This window comes from Paenibacillus sp. J31R120, assembly GCF_056269225.1.
In genome coordinates this window covers 445996-464522 of sequence record NZ_JBWDNN010000005.1, presented here as the reverse complement: position 1 = coordinate 464522, position 18527 = coordinate 445996, and the positions used below count along the sequence as shown (strand labels likewise).

The following is an 18527-nucleotide window of genomic DNA, read 5'->3' as shown; positions in this document are numbered from 1 at the left end:
GAAAAGGCTGACCCGCCGAATAGGCAGGTCGGCCTTTTTGCGCGTGGGGAAACAATCGTCCATTCCAGCGTGTGCATCTCGTCATATAGTAATCTAGCGATTTGACAACGGCTGGAAAGAAGGCGAGAGAAGGAATGATGGAACAGCAATGGGCAGAAGGTAACGACCAAAAAACGGTGGCGATTATCGGACTTGGCTACGTGGGGCTTCCGTTGGCGCTGCTCTTTGTAAAGAAGGGATTCCGTGTGCTGGGCATCGACCTGGATGCCCATAAAATTGAGTTGCTGCACAAAGGAAAAAGCTATATTCATGAAATTCCTGACGAGAGCATTCAGTCTGCGGTGAAAACCCAGCGATTCCTGGCAACGAGCCAGCATAGCGCGATACAAGCGGCCGAGGCGATTATTGTCTGTGTGCCGACGCCGCTTACCGAATACGGAACACCGGATTTGAGCTATCTGACGGAAGCGGCGACCCAGATTGGCCTCCGGCTGAAGAAGGGGCAGCTTGTTGTACTGGAAAGCTCTACGTACCCCGGCACGACAAGGGAAGTATTGCTTCCGCTGCTCGGCAAGTCGGGCCTCAAGGCGGGGGAGGATTTTTTCATCGCCTATTCGCCTGAGCGCGTCGATCCGGGCAATAAGCAATTCCCGCTGGAACGTATCCCGAAGATCGTCAGCGGTACGACACCTCTTTGCCTGGCGAAGGTCAAAGAATTGTACAGCGGAATATTTCCGAAGGTTCACCCGGTCTCCACGACGGATGCAGCGGAAATGGCCAAGATTTTGGAGAATGCGTACCGGCTTGTCAATATCTCCTTCATGAATGAAATGGCTATGATATGCGACAGATTGAATCTGGACATCTGGGAGGTGATTGACGCGGCGGGAACGAAGCCCTTCGGCTTTACGCCATTCTATCCGGGGCCGGGCATCGGCGGACATTGTATCCCGGTTGACCCATCCTACTTGTTGTGGAAAGTGAAGCAATATGATATGAACTCCGAGTTCATCAGCATGTCCAACGCAATCAATCATAAAATGCCTCTCTACGTGACGCAGCAGCTCAAGAGCGTCCTGTCGCCGAGGTCGCTGCCAGGCTCCAGCATCCTCGTCTATGGCGCGGCATACAAACCGGATATCGCGGATTACCGGGAATCGGCTTCCATCGATTTGATAAAGCTGCTTCGTCTGGAAGGCGCGAAGGTCTATTACCATGATCCATATATTTCTAAGCTATCTCTGGGAGATGGCGTTCTGACAAGCGTCAAGCTGGATCAGCAACTGCTTGCGAATATGGATGCCGTCGTCATTGCGACTAACCATAGCGGCATGCCGATTGATCTTATGCTGGAGCATGCCAACTTGATTTACGATACACGCAATTCAACCCAAGGGAAAAGCGGCAAAGCTAAAGTACTGCGGTTAGGGGTCGGAAAAGGCTAAGCTGCTTGCTCTCTGGGTGATGCGTACATCGATGTGAATAAGGAGGGCGGCGATATGTTCAATAATTCGATCATTTTGATAACAGGGGGAACGGGCTCGTGGGGCAGGGAGCTGACGAAGCGGCTGCTTGCTCTGCAACCCAAGGAAATCCGCATATTCTCCAGAGGTGAATTCAATCAGGTGCTAATGGCGAGAGAGTTTGAGCATGCGCCAGAGGTTACCTTTCGAATTGGGGATGTGAGAGATTATGAGGCGGTGCGAAGCGCATGTGCCAATGTGGATTACATCTTCCATCTCGCTGCCTTGAAGCATGTGACGATCTGCGAGAATCAGCCGGAGGAAGCGCTGAACACGAATGTCAAAGGCACGGAGAATGTCATACGCGCCAGTCAAGAGACGGGCGTGAAGAAAGTCATCGATGTATCAACGGATAAGGCGGTCAATCCCGTCAACTTCTACGGCATGACGAAGCTGCTGGGCGAGCGGCTGATCTTGAATGCGGACACCCGCAGTGAAACGACGAGGTATGCGTGCGTCAGAGGGGGGAATGTGCTTGGGACGCGCGGCAGCGTCGTGCCCTTCTTCCTCGATATGATCAAGCAGCAGCGAACGTTTCCGATCACCTCCGTCTTGATGACCCGCTTCCTGCTCACGGTGTCCGATGCGATCGAGCTGCTGATCAAGGCGGCGACGGAAGCGGTTGGCGGCGAAATCTATGTCATGAAGATGAATGCCTGCCGGATCACTGATTTGGCGAGTGCCTTGCAGGAGAAGCATGGCGTGCCGCATCTGGGCATGAAGGAGGTTGGCATCCGCCCGGGTGAGAAGCTGCATGAGGAGCTGGTATCTCCTTACGAATCCGAAAGCGCGTATCGCTTTGACCGGCAATATTATGTCATCCTGCCTCCCCATCCTTCCCGCCGTCTAATGGACAAGTACCGTGCTCTGCCGAAGGTCGGATTCCGCGGTTACAGCTCTAATGACTCTTTAATGTCCAAGCAGGAAATCATTCAATTGCTGCAAAAGGGAGGATATTAGCATTGAATCATCCAGCTATTGTTATCGAAGTACACTTCAACAGCATATATTTTAGCGACAACATCTACAAGCAGGATTGGATTGATTATCGGATGAAGCTTACGATGGACTACACCGCCAGAAGCTTTATTGGCCAATCGGATACCAGCTTTCATGCCTTTATTTATTTTATGGACGGGACGGAGGCTCTGATCCACAAAGCGCTGCAGCCTTACCCGCCGCTGCCTTCCCACATTCAATTTGTGCCTATCTCCGAGCGGGATGCCCGTGTAGGCGAAGCCATCCAGGGCTCGGAGCGTGCTTACGTCGCCCGCACTGACTCCGACAATATGTTCAGCCTGGATTATGTAGAGCGGCTGAGGGCTTATGCAGCCAAGAGCACGACAGAAGTCATTATTACTCAGCACGGCTACTTGTATGACTGCACATCGCACCGCATGGCTACGGTAACGTATCGATCTCCTTCTTTCTTTGCCTTCCTTTACAACACACAGGATTATTTGGCAGGGAAACGATATGCCGTAAAGACGCATAACGACGCCATCAACTATAAGTATGAGCTGCTGGGCGGCCGTAACTACGTGGTGGTCATTCATCAGTCCAATGAGCTGCTCCGCTTCAAGGTCAAGTCATCGGAGCTGATCGAGCCTTCGCAGGTCGACGCATTGCTCAGTCTGTTCAAGGTATGATTCCAATAAGCGAGGGGGAGCGAAACGTGAAAAAAATCGTAGTACTCGGTGGCAAAGGCATGGCGGGGCATCTGCTGACGCTATGGTTGTCCCGCAACGGCTGCGAGGTCATCGCAACCCAGCGGACAGGAGCTGCGCCCGCGCCTTATACGCGCCTCGATCTCAGGGATGAGAAGCGTCTGGGACTTATGCTGAAGCAGCATAAGCCGGATGCGGTCATTAATGCGGCCGGCTTGCTGAATGAAGATGCGAAGCTTCGGCTGCGGGAAGCGGTTGAAATCAACAGCCTGCTCCCGCACAGGCTTGCCGATTATGGGGACGAGTTAGGTTTTCGGCTGTTCCATATTAGTACGGATTGCGTATTTTCCGGCATATCGGGACCCTATGAGGAATCCAGGACGGCGGATGGAGCGACAGCTTATGCCAAGAGCAAAAGCTTGGGGGAAGTGATCCGGCCGAATCATTTGACGATTCGAACATCCATTATCGGTCCGGAATTGAAGGCAGATGGAATCGGGCTGATGCATTGGTTTCTTCGGGAGAACGGCCCGGTGCAAGGGTATAGCCGTGTATTCTGGAACGGCGTGACCACGCTGGAATTGGCGAAGTTTATTGGCTGGACCTTGAATCAGCCGCTAGACGGACTTGTGCATTTGACCGGTCATAAAAAGCTGTCGAAGCACAGGCTGCTGCAGATCATGAACGCCGTGTTCCGCAGAGGAATATCGATTACTCCTTGCAGCAAGCTGCATTATGACAAAAGCCTGTTGAACACAAGAGAGGACTTCGTCTATGCGGCTGCGGACTATCCCGCAATGCTGGAGGAGCTTGCGCACTGGATGGGGGAGCATCGCCATCTGTATCCTCACTATGATCTGCCGAACCGCAAGTCTTGAGAAATAACGATCGCAAGCGTCCATATCATTCTCGCAAGGCAATCATATACTGCTAAGTAAAGATGAGAGAGAACTGGCAGCAAGGAAAGCGGAAGGAGAATCCGTATGGAAGTATGGCGAATCGCGATCATAGGCTGCGGGGGCATTGCGGAGAAGCATGTCGCGTCGATCGCCGAGCTGGGCGGTGAAGCGGAGCTTGTCGTCGTATGCGATCTGCAGCAAGAGAGAGTAGAGCGTTTCGCAAATGATATCGTCCGGCCCCTATTTCCGGCAGTCGCAGCATATACTTCGGTAAGCGAAGTGCTGGAGCTTGAAACTATCGATCTTGTCGTCATTGCCACAAGCAGTGATTCCCATGGAAGGCTGGCCATGGCGGCTCTGAAAGCCGGCAAGCATGTATTGGTTGAAAAGCCGCTGGCTCTGTCGCTAGAGGAAGCTTCGGCGATTGCCGATGCGGCGAGACAACGGAAGCTTGTGGCGGCTGTCTGCTTCCAGGCAAGGTATTTGCCCCTGATGGAAGAGATGAAGCACGCCGAGCGCATGGGGAAATTCGGCAAGCTGAGTCACGGCGTTGTCTCCATGCGTTGGAAGCGGGATCCAGGCTATTACCGCAGCAGCCCTTGGCGCGAATCGCAAGAGCTTGGCGGGGGATTGTTCATGAATCAATGCATTCACTATATTGATCTTCTTCTCTGGCTAATGGGTCCGGTGAAGTCCGTATACGCGCAAGCAGGCACCTATGGCGATCCTATTGGGGTGGAAAATGCGGGAGCCGTCGTGCTGAGGTTCCGAAGCGGGGCCATCGGCTTGATTGAAGCTTCGACGATTATCGCTCCGCGAACGCTGGGCACCTCGATCAGCCTATTCGGCGATAAGGGGAGTGCGGTGATCGAAGGCGCGAATTTGAATCAGCGGAAAGTATGGTCTTTTTATGGAGATGATGCGCTAACGGAGGCTACGATCATGACGGATCATGGCATATCCCACACCCCGCTATATCGGGAAATACTCGAAAGCATGAGGGAGAAGAGACAGCCGTCCGTCTCGGCGGAGCAGACGATGCATGCGTTGGAAGTGGTGCTGGCGATCTATAGCTCTTTAACTGCAAGCGAAGTTGTGCAACTGCCGACGGAGACAAGCGGCGGCCAGTCTCAGCGGCAGGATCAGGAGAGCGGCCTATGATTATTCCATTAATCGACTTGCGGGCGCAATATATAGAAGTGAAGGATGAACTCGAAGCGGCTATGCGAAGCGTGCTCGACAGCGGCATCTACATCGGAGGCCCTGAGGTAGAGGCGCTGGAGCGCGAGATTGCTGCGTTCACGGGAGTGCGATTTGCGATCTCTGTGGCGAACGGAACGGATGCGCTGACGCTTGCCTTGGAAGCGGCGGGAATCGGTCCGGGTGACGAAGTCATTACGACTTCATTTACGTTTTTTGCGACGGCGGAGGCGATTGTTCGCCAAGGGGCGGTACCGGTATTCGCGGATATCGACCCGCGCACATTCAATATTAGTCCGGAAGCGGTGGAGGCCAAGGTGACGACGAGGACCAAGGCGATCATGCCGGTCCATATTTTTGGCCAGCCTGCCGATATGGACGCCTTGCAGGATATTGCAGAGCGGCATAATCTGCTTATCATTGAAGACGCTTGTCAGGCGATAGGGTCCTCTTACAAGGGAAGAGCAATCGGTTCGATCGGAGATATCGGCTGCATTTCTTTTTTTCCCACCAAAAACCTGGGGGGCTACGGCGACGGCGGCATTGTCGTGACCAATAATGAGGGTGTAGCGGACCATATCCGGCTGTTATGCCATCATGGCAGCCGTCGCAAGTATTTTCATGAAATTGCCGGCTACAACAGCCGCCTCGATCCGCTGCAAGCGGCGTCGATACGCGTGAAGCTGGCAAAGCTGAAGGAATGGAACGATAGAAGGAGAGCCGCAGCGGATTACTACAACGAGCATTTGCAAGGACTTCCGCTCGCGCTTCCTTACGCTTCCGGTGACAGCAGCCATGTCTTTCATTTGTACGTGACGCTATACAAGGATCGGGAGCGGCTCACGATGGAATTGAAACGACACGGCATCTCGACGGGCCATTATTATCCGTGTCCGCAGCATCTGCAGCAGGCGCTGAGGCATCTGGGGTATAAGCGCGGTGACTTGCCGGTGACAGAGGCTGTCTGCGAACAGTCCTTTGCACTGCCGATCTCGCCTCATCTGACGAGAGAGCAGCAGCGCTATATAATCGACAAATTGAAGCGCTACGCAAAGGGGTGAGGACGGAATGGACGCTGTTACGCTAGGCATGCATGTGGTTATCGGCGAAGGAGTGACGTTCGGGAAGAACGTGGTCATCGGCCATCATGCTGTTGTTCATGACGGAAGCGTGATCGGTTCGAATGTCCGGATTCATGATCATGCTGTTATCGGCAAGCTGCCCATGAAAGCCAAAAACTCTGCGACCACATCAACCGCTGTAACGCTTGCGCCAGCTGTCATCGAAGAGGGCTGTACGATCGGCACAGGAGCGGTTATATACCGAGGAGCGCGGCTAGGGAGTGATGTGTTCGTTGCGGATTACGCGACTGTCCGGGAGCGCGTGGCGGTCGGGGCAGCTACAATCATCGGCCGTGGTGCCGCGATTGAGAATGACTGCAGCATCGGCGCCAATTGCAAGCTGGAGACGAACAGCTATTTATGCGCATTTTCCGTGCTGGAGGATGATGTTTTTATTGCTCCGTTCGTGACGACGACGAATGATAATTATCTCGCCCGTTCGCAGCAGCGCTTCGGTCAATTTCGGGGCGTCATCATCAAGCGAGGAGGCCGGGTCGGGGCGAATGCCACCATACTGCCGGGCAGGACGATCCATGAAGAGGGCGTCGCGGCAGCGGGAAGCGTCGTGACTCGGGATGTTCCGCCGCGGACCATCGTGGCGGGAGTGCCGGCACGCAGATTGCGGGATGTGCCTCCAGAGCAATGGCTTGAGAATCAATAGTCGACAAGGAGGCTGATCCGTGGAGAGGCCGTTGAAAATATTAATGCTGGTCAAGCGGTTTGCGGAAGCCATGCCCAAGCATCAGCATAAATTTGATATGTTATCGGCAATCGAAAGGGTCGCCGAGGTTCGGTATTGGACGAAGGACGGGAATATTCTCGACATTCTCGCCAAAATCGATTTTGAGCCGGATTTTATTTTCCACTATGATTTTGAATGGCGCAATGCGTTCGCGCCTCATATTACGAATCTGGATAAAGTCAACATCTTGAAGGGCTGCTACGTGCTCGACGTTCACTTCGAGCCAGAAAAACGGAATAACTATTTCCACGAAACCGCTCGTCCCGATCTGATTTTCTCCGCTAGCAAATATCCCTTCCTGAAGGCATTCCCGGAGTGCGCTCCACGGTTCCGCTGGCTTCCGTTCGGCGTCAACCCGGAGCTGATCCGGGATTACGGGCTGGAGAAGGATATCAAATATTCCTTGATGGGACTGATGGACAACAAGTATCCGTTCCGTCATGCCGTCTTGAAGAAGATGAACGGAATAGAAGGGTTTAAGCATTTCAAGCATCCCGGGCACCGGACGCCAGACCGGCCAGGCTTGTTCGTGAAGGAGGCGTATGCCGCCGCGCTGAACCGCTCTCTCATGTCTTTCACATGCGGCAGCGTGCTGCAAATTCCGGTCGCCAAGTTTTTTGAAATTCCGGGCTGCCGTTCGCTTATGCTGGCGGAGCCTAATCCTGATATTGAAGAGCTCGGCTTCCGGGACGGAGCCAATTACATCGCCTGTGACAGAGGCAATTTGCTGGGCAAGGCGCTCCATTATGCGAGCGAGACGGAGGAGAGGCAGCGTCTGACGGATGCGGGTTATTCTTTTATTCATGAGAACCATACGAATGATAGGCGTGCGGAGGAGTTCGTCAGCATGATCAAAGCGATGTTGTAACGGGAAGAGGGCCGCTTCTCCGGCAGTAATCTGCCAGGGAGGAGCGGCCCTTTGCCTATACGTCAACTTGTCAGCTCTTCAGCTTGGCAAGCTGGTCTAAGTTGGTCAGGAGGATCAAGTCATTGCAGTCTTTGTCTCGCGCGAAGTATTGAAGCGCTGATTCATAATAGGGCGCTTTAATTTCCGTTAGCGCGCCTCGGTTGCCAGGCGCGAAGAGCAGGAAGTTCTCAGATAGGAAAGATACGAACGAGCGCAGGTCGACGCCTTTTTTCTCCATATAACTCATGTTGAATTCAATGATGCCCGCAACTTCTTTGGTTTCCTTGAGGATACGGCTCATGCCGCGCAGGACGTTCCATTCGTAGCCTTCTACATCAAGCTTGAACAGGAGCGTGTCGTCCTGTATGGTCCGATCATCGAACAGGCTGTCGACGGTTACGCTGGGAATGGTAATTTCGCGGAAAGCCCGCTCGCCCAGATGGAAGGCCGATGAATTGCCGGAGCGCACCTTGTCGACGTAGAACGTGACGGAGGACTGAAGCTGGTCGGATGCAATGGCGTTGACGATGCGGAACTGGCTCCCGTTCGGATGCTCCTCAATGGATCTCGTAAGGTAAGGGCGAAGCACTTCGTTGGCATCAATGACGGTAACGGATGCTTGGCTGTCGTAAGCGGTCGAGAGGACAATCTCTCCGTAATTGACACCAGCGTCAATGACGAGACTAGGACCAAACTTCTGCGTCATCGTTCTCCACCAATGGACAATGCGCGGCTGCGTCATGCCCTTGTAGCGCATAAGGCTTGCACCCTTCAAGTCTCTCGGATTGACATAAATGGGATGATTGGTTCCCGGTATAATGAGTTTATGCACAAACATTCTCCTCCTGTACGGCAAATTCTGCACCTATTTCGTGCAGCGCTTCTATTACCATATTCAACTTTCTCGCAACCTGTACTAGATTGGCATCCAGTCGCAACCAAAACCACGTATTTTTTGCTATTTTCATTGACCTCGCAAGATGCATTCGATAAAGTGGTTATGTGTTTGTATAATTATTAGGTAACGTATGGTTGAGGAAAGGAATCGTGATGAAGATGAGCAATGGCTTTTCCCGAATAATCGCTATCATGCTCCTGCTCTTCATGCTGATACCCGGCATTGCGGCGAACGCAGAAGGCAACTTGCTAATGAATGGCGATTTTGAAGCGGCAGCCAGCGACATGCCGGATGGATGGATGACTGAAGCATGGATCGACGACAGTGGAGTTACGCAGTACGGGGTCGATCGGAATATGTCATATTCAGGGAAACAGTCTGCCTATATACATAGCAGCGGGGATAATCATGCGCGTCTGCTGCAGCTGGTAAAGGTTAAGTCCAATGCCACATACCGGATTTCCGGTTATGTGAGGACGGAAGGGATCGGCAGCCAAGGTGCGGGTGCCCATCTGTATGTCGAGGGCGTTGCGGTGCATTATCCCGAATTCCGCGATACGAACGAGACATGGGCTTACTTGGAGTTTTACGGCAAGACGGCCAAGAACCAAAAGGAGATACTTGTCGGAGGAAGCCTCGGGGGATATGGGAGCATTAATTCAGGCAAAGTCTGGTTTGACCAGCTCAAGGTCGAGAAGGTATCGGGAGCGCCGGATGGCGCGGAGGTCTTCTCGCTGGAGCAGACTTCTTCGGTAGCCGGGGAGACGGAGGCGCCGCAGAAAGTATCTATTCTGGGCACGATGATCTATTCTGCATTATTTGCTCTGCTGCTCGCATTCGTGACCGTGAAGCTGTTCCGCGACCGGCAGTGGCTGGAGCAGCGCCGGAGCAGCGTGTCTGTTCTGCTGGCGGTATCCTTCGCCGCGGCATTGGCACTGCGTATCGTACTGGCTGTAAGCCACGAAGGATACGCCAACGATATCGCCCTGTTCATGTTCTGGTCTGACCAGGCGGTTCGCGAAGGGCTGGCGGGCTTCTATCATACGGAGATGTTCGTCGATTATCCGCCAGGCTACATCTATGTGTTGTTTGCACTGGGTCATATCAAGAGCTGGCTTGGCATTACGGGCGAATCAGCGGCAATGCTGCTGTACAAGCTTCCCGCCATTGCAGCGGATCTGGGCGCGGCGGCTGTTATCTTCCGGTTAGCAGCGAAGAAGCTGGGCGCGCCAGTCGCACTGGGTCTATCCATGCTGTGGCTGTTCAATCCGGCGGTCATTCTGGATTCAGCCGCATGGGGGCAAGTGGATTCGGTATTTGCGCTGGTGCTTTCTCTATCGCTGCTAGGCATCTCGGAGAACCGGTTCGGCAAAGCTGCTGTCTGGTATGCAATCGCTGCGCTGATCAAGCCGCAGGCTTTCATCTTTATGCCGGTGCTGCTGCTTGCTCTGGTGGCGCGGAAGAAATGGAAGAACGTTGCGGTCACCGCTTATTACGGGTTTGGCACATTTATTCTGCTTGCTTTGCCATTCTTCTGGTCGAGCGGCGGGCTTAAAGCTTTGTATGAGTTGTACAGGGGCACGTTGTCCTCCTATCCGTACGCGACGTTGAATGCCTTTAATCTATATGCATTGTTCGGAGCGAACTGGAAGCCGCTTACGGAGAACTGGCTGTTCCTAAGCTATCAGCATTGGGGTAATTTCTTTATTCTCGTTGCGGTGGGGCTGGCCGTCTGGTTCAGTCTGACAGGCAAGCGGCGAGAGGGAGAGGATCGCAGCTTCTTTATCGCGATGGCATTGATCGCCGTTGTGTTCATTCTTGTAACGAAGATGCATGAGCGATATATGTTCCCGATTCTGCTGCTGAGCTTGTTTGCCTTTATTCAAATGCGGGACCGGAGAATGCTGCATGTATTCTACGGATTTACGATTACGAATTTCTTCAATATGAGCTATGTGCTGGAATACAGCAAGACGACCACCAATGTCGTCATGGATGGTGTTGTCCTGCTGGTTGCGATTAGCAATATCGGCTTGCTGCTTTATATGCTGTATGCGGGCTATGATCATTACAAGCGCGGACGCACGCTTGGGATCGTGCCGGTGACGTTGAACGACAAGAAGGAAGCGGATCAGCATCTACTGTCGAGTGTGACACAAGATACGGTGCCGGGTGACAGGACTAAGCGGCTCCTGACGCGCAAGGACTGGATTTGGATGGGCGGCCTGACGGCCGTCTACGCGCTAGTCGCGCTCATCGGACTCGGCTCCTTGAAGGGGCCGGAGACGCCTTGGCAGCCGTCAAGCACGACGCAAAGCTTCTATATTGATTTGGGTGAAGAGAAGCATCTGGAGCGGGTTACAACGTTCGGCGGGGTCGGCACAGGCAAGTTCCGTCTGGAGTTCGGCCTCCAGCCGGAGGAGTGGACGAATCCGGTTGAAGTGGACAACAATCACGTAGCGGTATTCGCATGGCGCAGCCAGACGGTGGATCTGAACGCCCGTTATGTGAAGCTGACCGTTACAACGCCTGGCTTCTCCTTGCATGAGATGGGAATCTATGAAGCGGGAAGCAAAGAACCGCTTCCGATTGCCGCCATTCATGATGAGAAGGCAGGGGAGCCAAGGCGAGGCAGCGTAGATCAGCTATTCGACGAGCAAGACTTGATGATATATGGGCATAATTATATGAAGGGCAGCTATTTCGACGAGATCTACCATGCCAGAACGGCATATGAGAATCTTGAAGGCATCGTCGCTTACGAGAATACCCATCCGCCGCTGGGCAAAATCATCATTGCGCTTGGCATCAAGCTGTTCGGCCTTAATCCGTTCGGATGGCGGATCGCAGGAACGCTAATCGGGATCGCGATGGTTCCTATTATCTATATGACAGCCAAGCGATTGTTCGGCCGTACGGCTTATGCTGCGCTTGCGGCTGGCCTGCTGGCTGCGGACTTCATGCATTTCACGCAGACGAGAATTGCGACGATCGATGTATACGGTGTGTTCTTCATTATGTTGATGTTCCACTTTATGAACAAATATTTGGCGCTCAGCTTCTATCGCACGAAGCTGCTTGCGACGCTGGTGCCGCTGGGTCTGGCCGGATTGTTCTTCGGGCTCGGCGTTGCATCGAAGTGGATCGTTCTATACGGCGGTGCAGGCCTGGCTGTTATGCTCGGCATATCGCTATGGGAACGGTATAAGGAATATGCGGCGGCGAAGCGTATGCTTCGGCGGCAGGATGATGCTGCGGCAGCGTTTGATTCGTATGCACTCCGGCGAATAGTATCGGTATTTCCGTCCTATACAGTGCTGACGCTGGCTGCTTGCCTGGTCTTCTATATCGCGATACCAGCCGGTATCTATGCGCTCTCTTACATTCCGATACTAACCGTGATGAGCGAAGGCTATACGCTGAAGTCGCTCATTGATTATCAAGTGCATATGTACAGCTACCATAGCCATCTCGTATCGTCTCATCCCTTCTCCTCCTCCTGGTGGGAGTGGCCGTTCATGAAGCGTCCGGTCTGGTATTATTCCGGGGGCGAGCTGGCAGCGGGGATGAAGTCGACGATTGTCGCAATGGGCAATCCGCTCATCTGGTGGACAGGCATTGCGGCGATGCTGGCGACGATGTGGATCAGCATCAAACGGCGCGACAAGCATGTCTATATGCTGTGGATCGCCTTCTTGGCGCAATATGTGCCGTGGATGCTCGTACCGCGCGAGACGTTCCTGTATCATTACTTCGCGATGGTGCCGTTCGTGATCTTGAGCATTGTTTACTTGTTTCAATTGGCGGAGGAGCGGAATCCGAAGGTCAGGAAGATTCGCAACGGATTTGCGATTGCCGCGGCAATCTTGTTTGTAATATATTACCCCGCGTTGTCTGGCTTGACTGTGCCGAAATGGTACATTGATCTGCTGCGCTGGTTCCCTAGCTGGGTATTTTAATATGGAGAATAGATGAGGAGCATCGTCATGGAAAACAAGGTCAGGTATAGCGTTATTGTGCCAATGTACAACGAGGAAGAAGTAATCGAGCATACGTATGGCAGGTTGAAGGAAGTAATGGACCGGGCGGACGGCAGATACGAGCTGATCTTCGTCAATGACGGCAGCAAAGATCGTTCTGTCGAGCTGGTGAAATCGTTCAGTGCGAACGACCAGAACGTAAGGCTGATTGACTTCTCTCGAAACTTCGGGCATCAAATCGCGATTACGGCCGGCATGGATTATGCGAAGGGCGATGCGATTGTTGTCATCGATGCGGACTTGCAGGACCCGCCTGAAGTAATTCTGGACATGATCGTGAAGTGGAAGGAAGGCTACGAGGTGGTGTACGGCCGCAGGCTGAAGCGCAAGGGGGAGACGCTGTTCAAGAAGCTGACCGCGCTTGGCTTCTACAGGCTCCTGCGCAGCATGACGAATGTCGACATTCCGCTTGATACAGGCGACTTCAGACTCATCGATCGCAAAGTATGCGATGTGCTGCGCGGCTTGAAGGAGAAAAATCGCTTTGTCCGGGGTTTGATCAGCTGGATTGGCTTCAAGCAGACGAGCGTCGAGTATGTGCGCGAGGAGCGGTTCGCGGGAGAAACGAAGTATCCGCTGAAAAAAATGATCAGCTTTGCGCTCGACGGTATTACGAGCTTCTCTTACAAGCCGCTTAAGATTGCTACTTATCTAGGATTTTTCCTGTCGATTGGCAGCTTCTTCTATTTGCTAGTTGTCTTATATCAGCGTCTGTTCACGGAAACGACAGAGACGGGATGGACGACGATTGTAGCGCTGAATCTGCTCTTCAATGGCATCATTCTGCTCCTGCTGGGTGTAATCGGGGAGTATATCGGTCGTATCTATGACGAGTCCAAAAACCGCCCGCTTTATATCGTAAGGGAAGTGCAGGGCTACCCGGAGCAAACGGCGGAAGAAATGAGCGTCAAAGGCGATGCGGAGCGTGCCAAGCAGTATGTCTGATCAGGCCAGAAAGCGTTCCATCAAGCAATTTCTTACGTTCAGCGTAATCGGCGGTTTGAATACGCTTATTGATATGGGTGTGTTCACACTGCTGATTGTTGTACAGACGCATTATTCGATCGCACAGATTGCGGCTTATGCAGCAGGTATGCTGAATAGTTATGTAATGAACAGCGTTTTTACATTCCGAGATGAGGCAGCGGCTAACGGAAAGCAAGGCGGGGCGAGACGGATCATGCGGTTCCTTCTATGGAATCTCTGTATGCTGGGAGCTTCCCTGCTGCTGCTTGTGGTCGCGACGGAATGGATCGGCCTGCATGAGCTGATCGGCAAAGTAATTGTAACGGTGCTGGTTGTAGCGCTGAACTTCTACGGAAGCAAGAGGTGGGTATTTGCCGGGCATAAGCCGGTGGAGACGGGAGGCATGTCATGAAGCGACTGCTATCATACGGACTTATTATCATCGGTCTGCTTATTATTGTATATCCCCGGGCCAGCGCATGGCTCGATGACAGGCAGCAGGAGAAGCTGATGGCGCAGTGGGAAGTAAGCGTGGATGACGAGCAGGCGCAGCAGGAAGCTCTGAATCAGTATGACCGGCTTTCGACCTTGTTCGCCGAGGCGGAGTCTGTGTCGGCTGGTGCAACCTCCGATGCTGATGAAACAGCGGAACCGTCGGATACGACAGCCCCTTCCCAGGAGCCTCCGAAGCTTAATGCCATCGCCACTATTCGGATACCTAGCATTAAGGTGAACCTTCCGGTGCTGGAGGGTGCCACGCAAAAAAATATGAAATACGCCGCCGCGCATCTGAAGGAGACGGCCCCGATCGGCGAGGTCGGCAATGCAGCAATTGCCGCGCATCGCATGAGAGCGAAGGGCAAGCTGTTCAACCGTCTTAACGAGGTGAAGAAAGGCGACAAGATTGTTGTAGAGACCAAAGGCGAGACCTATACGTATGTGGTGACTGGTACCTCGATCGTGGAGCCGACGGATGTATCCGTCCTCAATTATAATAAGAAGGACCGCAGATTGACGTTGATTACATGTGATCCTGTCGTTGATCCGACGCACCGGCTGATCGTTCACGCCGAGATGGCGTAATCCGGAGTTCTATTGCGCCCATTTTGCTCATATACAGCACCATCGCTACACCCCCTTCATATGATAAGTTGACTGTATCCCTTGCCCTTGTTATACCCATAAAAACCCGAGCAAGGAGGGGTGACAAATCTTGAAGGGAAGCGACCATAAGAGCAAGTTTTTATTGACACATCGTGAACGAGAGGTATTCGAGCTGTTGGTGCAGGACAAAACGACAAGAGATATCGCGCAGCAATTATTCATCAGCGAGAAAACCGTTCGCAACCATATTTCGAATGTTATGCAAAAATTGAATGTCAAAGGTCGTTCGCAAGCGGTTGTCGAGCTGATTAAGCTTGGGGAGTTACAAATTTAACATATTAAGGTCTCTCCATTCTCGTTTGTCAGGGCATATGCCCTTTCTACATGCTAACTATAGGATTGTATTGGAGACAGCATAGCGATATGCTGTCTTTTTTTGCGTGCTTGAGAACATATCAGGTTGGTCATGCGGTTGCTGGAGGAGTTCAAAATGAATGAGGAAAGTGAATTTTCATGGTATCGAAGTCGACTTTACATTTGGTCTGGACCATAAAATCTATGCCTAATATGCCGTCAAAACCATAGGGCTCCTGTATGGATCCGAGTTGGACAGGAAAATCATTTAAAGTAAAGTGCTCAATTTGAAGATTAGGGATGCTCTGTTCATAGCAAATTTCGCTTGTTCCGCCTACACCATACATTCGCTTGGCTCTGCCATTGATAAAATCAATATACCAATATCGGCAAGCGAATCGGTGTCAAAAACGGTTGCGGCACATCCCGTATCAAATAAGACGTTAGGCAGAATAATGGATTGGCTGTTGTAAGTTAAAGTTAAGGAGATAAGGGGCAGGCCGTGTTGGAGTTCAATCTTCATGTGCGCTGCCTTACGCCCGAGAAGAATTCTTCTACAACCTCTACGTCGTTTCTGCTAGTGTGGAATACGTAAAGTTCGCGTGTCGGATGAAGCTTGTGCAATTGCTTATACCCATCCCATGCCTCTTGCGGATTGTCGTATTCTTGTATAACAGCCATATCCTCTAAATGACGCACACGATTAGTGGAGCTCGCTTTAATCGCCTCCACCAAGACAAAACGACGGGGATGCAATTCGGTAATATCTCCCCATTTCATCGGCTTCACCTCGCTAGCTTGTACTATATTTATTATAACATAAACGTCGTTAGCAGAAGGGAATGCGATTACGGCTAGTACTAGTTTTACAGGATTGTTGACAGCATAGCGATATGCTGTCTTTTTTTATGCATTTTAGCTCGAATTTAATCGAATTCACGACTTTGATAACAAGCCATCCCACCTGAACTCGCCTTTTTAACAATTTCCACTACTTACACTAGCCGACCTTGTTTTTCTATCATTTTTCGAAAAAAAAGTAACTTCTGTAGTGCAAAAAATCGCGCTCCTCTTATATCGTTTCTCTCTCGGGCCGGCGGTAGAATGTACATAAGCCGGAAGGAAGCAATCGCCTTCCACCACTACATTCCAGAGGAGGATATTATGTCGGAGACAACGACGAACAAGCCATACCCTTCGTCTTCGCCAGGGCTGAGACCGGCAAAAAAGATGAATCCTTTACGCCGCTTTTGGAAGCAGATCGACGTTCAGTTGATGGTTATCCCGGGGATTTTATTAGTTTTCGTATTCTCCTATATACCGATGTATGGCGTTCTGACTGCATTCATGGATTATAACGTGTTCACTGCGCATCGGATATTCGAGAACCCTTGGGTCGGTTTAAAGCATTTTGAAGCATTTTTCAATGCACCTAATTTTGCGCAGATTATGCGAAATACGATTGTGATCAGCTTATTGAAATTTTTTATCGGCTTTCCGGCACCGATCATTTTAGCGCTTATGTTGAACGAGGTTCGTCATATGGCGTTTAAGCGGATCGTGCAAACCATTACGTATTTGCCGCACTTCATGTCGTGGGTTATCGTAGGCGGTCTAGTGATGTCGCTGTTATCTACGGATAATGGCAGTATCAATATTCTCTTGAAAGGCATTGGCGCCATCGATGAGCCGATAAACTTCCTTTCGATGAAAGAATATTTCTGGACCATTCTAATTTCCACCAATGTATGGAAGGAAATCGGTTTTGCATCCATTGTATATCTTGCGGCAATTGCCGGAGTCGATCCCCATATGTATGAGGCAGCAGAAATTGACGGAGCAAGCAAGCTGAAGCAAATCTTCCATATTACGATTCCAAGCATTATGCCAGTTATTATCATCTTTATGATTTTGGCAATGGGCAGTCTGTTGAATGCGGGCTTCGAGGATATTCTCATTCTTGCTTCCAACCCGATACTTAGACCTGTATCCGATGTACTTGATGTATACGTATTCCGGATTGGATTACAGAATCAACGGTATTCTTTTGCTGTCGCCATCGGGTTGTTCAAGGCGGTCATTAGTATCGGCTTGCTGACTATGGCTAATTACCTGGCAAGAAGAGCAGGAAACAGCCTATGGTAATTCACTTATCAGATTATCGGGGGGTCGACAAGCCATGCGATTAAAACGAGTCAGTTTTGGCGACCGGATATTACTATACGTTATTTATATTTTCCTTGCACTGCTTACATTTTCAGCCTTGTATCCGTTCTGGAACGCGCTTGTTATATCTTTCAACGAAGGGATGGATACTTCGAGAGGCGGAGTAACCTTTTGGCCAAGGAGTTTCACGTGGGACAATTACGATGTTGTCTTTAAAGATAACAAGATCATAAATGGATTCCTCATTTCCTTCTATCGGACCATCGTAGGGACTATATCCGCTACGTTCTTGACAGCGCTCCTTGCCTATGGCATGACCAGATCTTATTTGATGGGCCGAAAGTTCTATATGGTATTTTTTGTCTTCACGATGTACTTTGGCGGCGGATTGATCCCAAACTTTTTGCTGATTCGTTCTCTTGGGTTGATGGACAATTTCCTGGTATTCATCATTCCAGGTTTGATCAGCGTATGGAACATGATTATTTTTAGAACTTTTTTCAAAGGTTTACCGGTTGGTCTTGAGGAATCAGCGCAAGTTGACGGATGCAGCATGTGGGGGATTTTCTTCAAAATCATTTTACCGTTATCGGGACCCGTTATTGCAACGCTTGGCTTATTCACGGCTATCGCACATTGGAACGACTGGTTCGTGCCTAGTATCTATATAACGAATCCGGACTTATTGCCTGTACAGACGATACTTCGCAGATTGCTCAATTCCAACATCATTGAATTGTCCGGATTGCCGAATGATGTTATTTCAAAAATCAATAGTGTCAGAACATTTACGCCCAAGTCGCTTACTAGCGCAACGATGATGGTTGTAACACTTCCTATCATCATTGTTTATCCTTTCGTACAAAAGTATTTCGTGAAAGGTGTATTGGTAGGTTCCTTGAAGGAGTAGCAATCAGCTAGTTACTTTCGGTTTAAGGCG

At 51.2% G+C, this 18527-nt stretch carries 18 protein-coding genes; 15 read left to right on the top strand and 3 right to left on the bottom strand.

The genetic code is table 11. The features are described 5' to 3' along the window. Positions 1-134: 134 nt before the first annotated feature. From AC0YNW_RS20425 to AC0YNW_RS20390, 8 genes are all read left to right on the top strand, one after another. Positions 135-1445, top strand: a complete 1311-nt coding sequence (locus tag AC0YNW_RS20425; RefSeq protein ID WP_475833519.1) for a nucleotide sugar dehydrogenase — start codon at positions 135-137, stop codon at positions 1443-1445. A 54-nt stretch (positions 1446-1499) separates the two neighbouring features. After that, the gene (locus AC0YNW_RS20420) at positions 1500-2483 is read left to right on the top strand and encodes a polysaccharide biosynthesis protein (RefSeq protein WP_475833518.1); all 984 of its coding nucleotides are present in this window, start codon (positions 1500-1502) and stop codon (positions 2481-2483) included. 2 nt (positions 2484-2485) lie between these two features. Next, positions 2486-3172, top strand: coding sequence for a glycosyltransferase (locus AC0YNW_RS20415; RefSeq protein ID WP_475833517.1), 687 nt, complete (start codon positions 2486-2488; stop codon positions 3170-3172). Positions 3173-3198: 26 nt separating this feature from the next. Further along, positions 3199-4068: a dTDP-4-dehydrorhamnose reductase family protein gene (locus AC0YNW_RS20410; RefSeq protein ID WP_475833516.1), complete on the top strand. Its 870-nt coding sequence runs from the start codon at positions 3199-3201 to the stop codon at positions 4066-4068. 105 nt (positions 4069-4173) lie between these two features. Next, the gene (locus tag AC0YNW_RS20405) at positions 4174-5250 is read left to right on the top strand and encodes a Gfo/Idh/MocA family protein (RefSeq protein WP_475833515.1); all 1077 of its coding nucleotides are present in this window, start codon (positions 4174-4176) and stop codon (positions 5248-5250) included. Then, positions 5247-6350 carry a DegT/DnrJ/EryC1/StrS family aminotransferase gene (locus AC0YNW_RS20400; protein ID WP_475833514.1) on the top strand — a complete coding sequence of 368 codons (1104 nt, stop codon included), beginning with the start codon at positions 5247-5249 and terminating at the stop codon, positions 6348-6350. Before AC0YNW_RS20405 ends, AC0YNW_RS20400 begins: the two co-directional genes overlap by 4 nt. 7 nt (positions 6351-6357) lie before the next feature. Then, positions 6358-7071, top strand: coding sequence for an acyltransferase (locus AC0YNW_RS20395; RefSeq protein ID WP_475833513.1), 714 nt, complete (start codon positions 6358-6360; stop codon positions 7069-7071). Between the two features lie 19 nt (positions 7072-7090). Continuing rightward, positions 7091-8020: a glycosyltransferase family protein gene (locus tag AC0YNW_RS20390; protein WP_475833512.1), complete on the top strand. Its 930-nt coding sequence runs from the start codon at positions 7091-7093 to the stop codon at positions 8018-8020. Between the two features lie 70 nt (positions 8021-8090). Here the strand turns inward: AC0YNW_RS20390 and AC0YNW_RS20385 are convergent, their stop codons facing one another. Continuing rightward, positions 8091-8891 carry an FkbM family methyltransferase gene (locus AC0YNW_RS20385; protein ID WP_475833511.1) on the bottom strand — a complete coding sequence of 267 codons (801 nt, stop codon included), beginning with the start codon at positions 8889-8891 and terminating at the stop codon, positions 8091-8093. Between the two features lie 218 nt (positions 8892-9109). Between AC0YNW_RS20385 and AC0YNW_RS20380 the strand changes: the two genes are divergently transcribed. The 5 genes from AC0YNW_RS20380 to AC0YNW_RS20360 all read left to right on the top strand — a co-directional run bounded on the left by AC0YNW_RS20380 (position 9110) and on the right by AC0YNW_RS20360 (position 15401). Then, on the top strand, positions 9110-12916 hold the full coding sequence (locus tag AC0YNW_RS20380) for a glycosyltransferase family 39 protein (RefSeq protein WP_475833510.1): 3807 nt from the start codon (positions 9110-9112) through the stop codon (positions 12914-12916). A 27-nt stretch (positions 12917-12943) separates the two neighbouring features. Next, positions 12944-13942, top strand: coding sequence for a glycosyltransferase family 2 protein (locus AC0YNW_RS20375; protein ID WP_475833509.1), 999 nt, complete (start codon positions 12944-12946; stop codon positions 13940-13942). Further along, positions 13923-14375 carry a GtrA family protein gene (locus AC0YNW_RS20370; protein WP_475833508.1) on the top strand — a complete coding sequence of 151 codons (453 nt, stop codon included), beginning with the start codon at positions 13923-13925 and terminating at the stop codon, positions 14373-14375. The genes AC0YNW_RS20375 and AC0YNW_RS20370 overlap by 20 nt, the downstream gene beginning before the upstream one ends. After that, positions 14372-15046: a class D sortase gene (locus tag AC0YNW_RS20365; protein WP_475833507.1), complete on the top strand. Its 675-nt coding sequence runs from the start codon at positions 14372-14374 to the stop codon at positions 15044-15046. The genes AC0YNW_RS20370 and AC0YNW_RS20365 overlap by 4 nt, the downstream gene beginning before the upstream one ends. Positions 15047-15176: 130 nt before the next feature. Beyond that, positions 15177-15401 carry a helix-turn-helix domain-containing protein gene (locus AC0YNW_RS20360; protein WP_006040330.1) on the top strand — a complete coding sequence of 75 codons (225 nt, stop codon included), beginning with the start codon at positions 15177-15179 and terminating at the stop codon, positions 15399-15401. A gap of 354 nt (positions 15402-15755) precedes the next feature. On the opposite strand, the gene AC0YNW_RS20355 is transcribed toward AC0YNW_RS20360, so the two are convergent. Both AC0YNW_RS20355 and AC0YNW_RS20350 read right to left on the bottom strand, forming a co-directional pair. Beyond that, complete coding sequence (locus AC0YNW_RS20355; protein WP_475833506.1) at positions 15756-15944, bottom strand: hypothetical protein; 189 nt, start codon at positions 15942-15944, stop codon at positions 15756-15758. Further along, positions 15941-16201, bottom strand: coding sequence for a hypothetical protein (locus AC0YNW_RS20350; protein ID WP_475833505.1), 261 nt, complete (start codon positions 16199-16201; stop codon positions 15941-15943). Before AC0YNW_RS20350 ends, AC0YNW_RS20355 begins: the two co-directional genes overlap by 4 nt. 450 nt (positions 16202-16651) lie before the next feature. Between AC0YNW_RS20350 and AC0YNW_RS20345 the strand changes: the two genes are divergently transcribed. Both AC0YNW_RS20345 and AC0YNW_RS20340 read left to right on the top strand, forming a co-directional pair. After that, complete coding sequence (locus AC0YNW_RS20345; protein ID WP_475833566.1) at positions 16652-17566, top strand: ABC transporter permease; 915 nt, start codon at positions 16652-16654, stop codon at positions 17564-17566. A gap of 34 nt (positions 17567-17600) precedes the next feature. After that, positions 17601-18497 (top strand): carbohydrate ABC transporter permease, encoded by an 897-nt coding sequence (locus AC0YNW_RS20340; protein WP_475833504.1) that lies wholly within the window; start codon positions 17601-17603, stop codon positions 18495-18497. Positions 18498-18527: the final 30 nt, after the last annotated feature.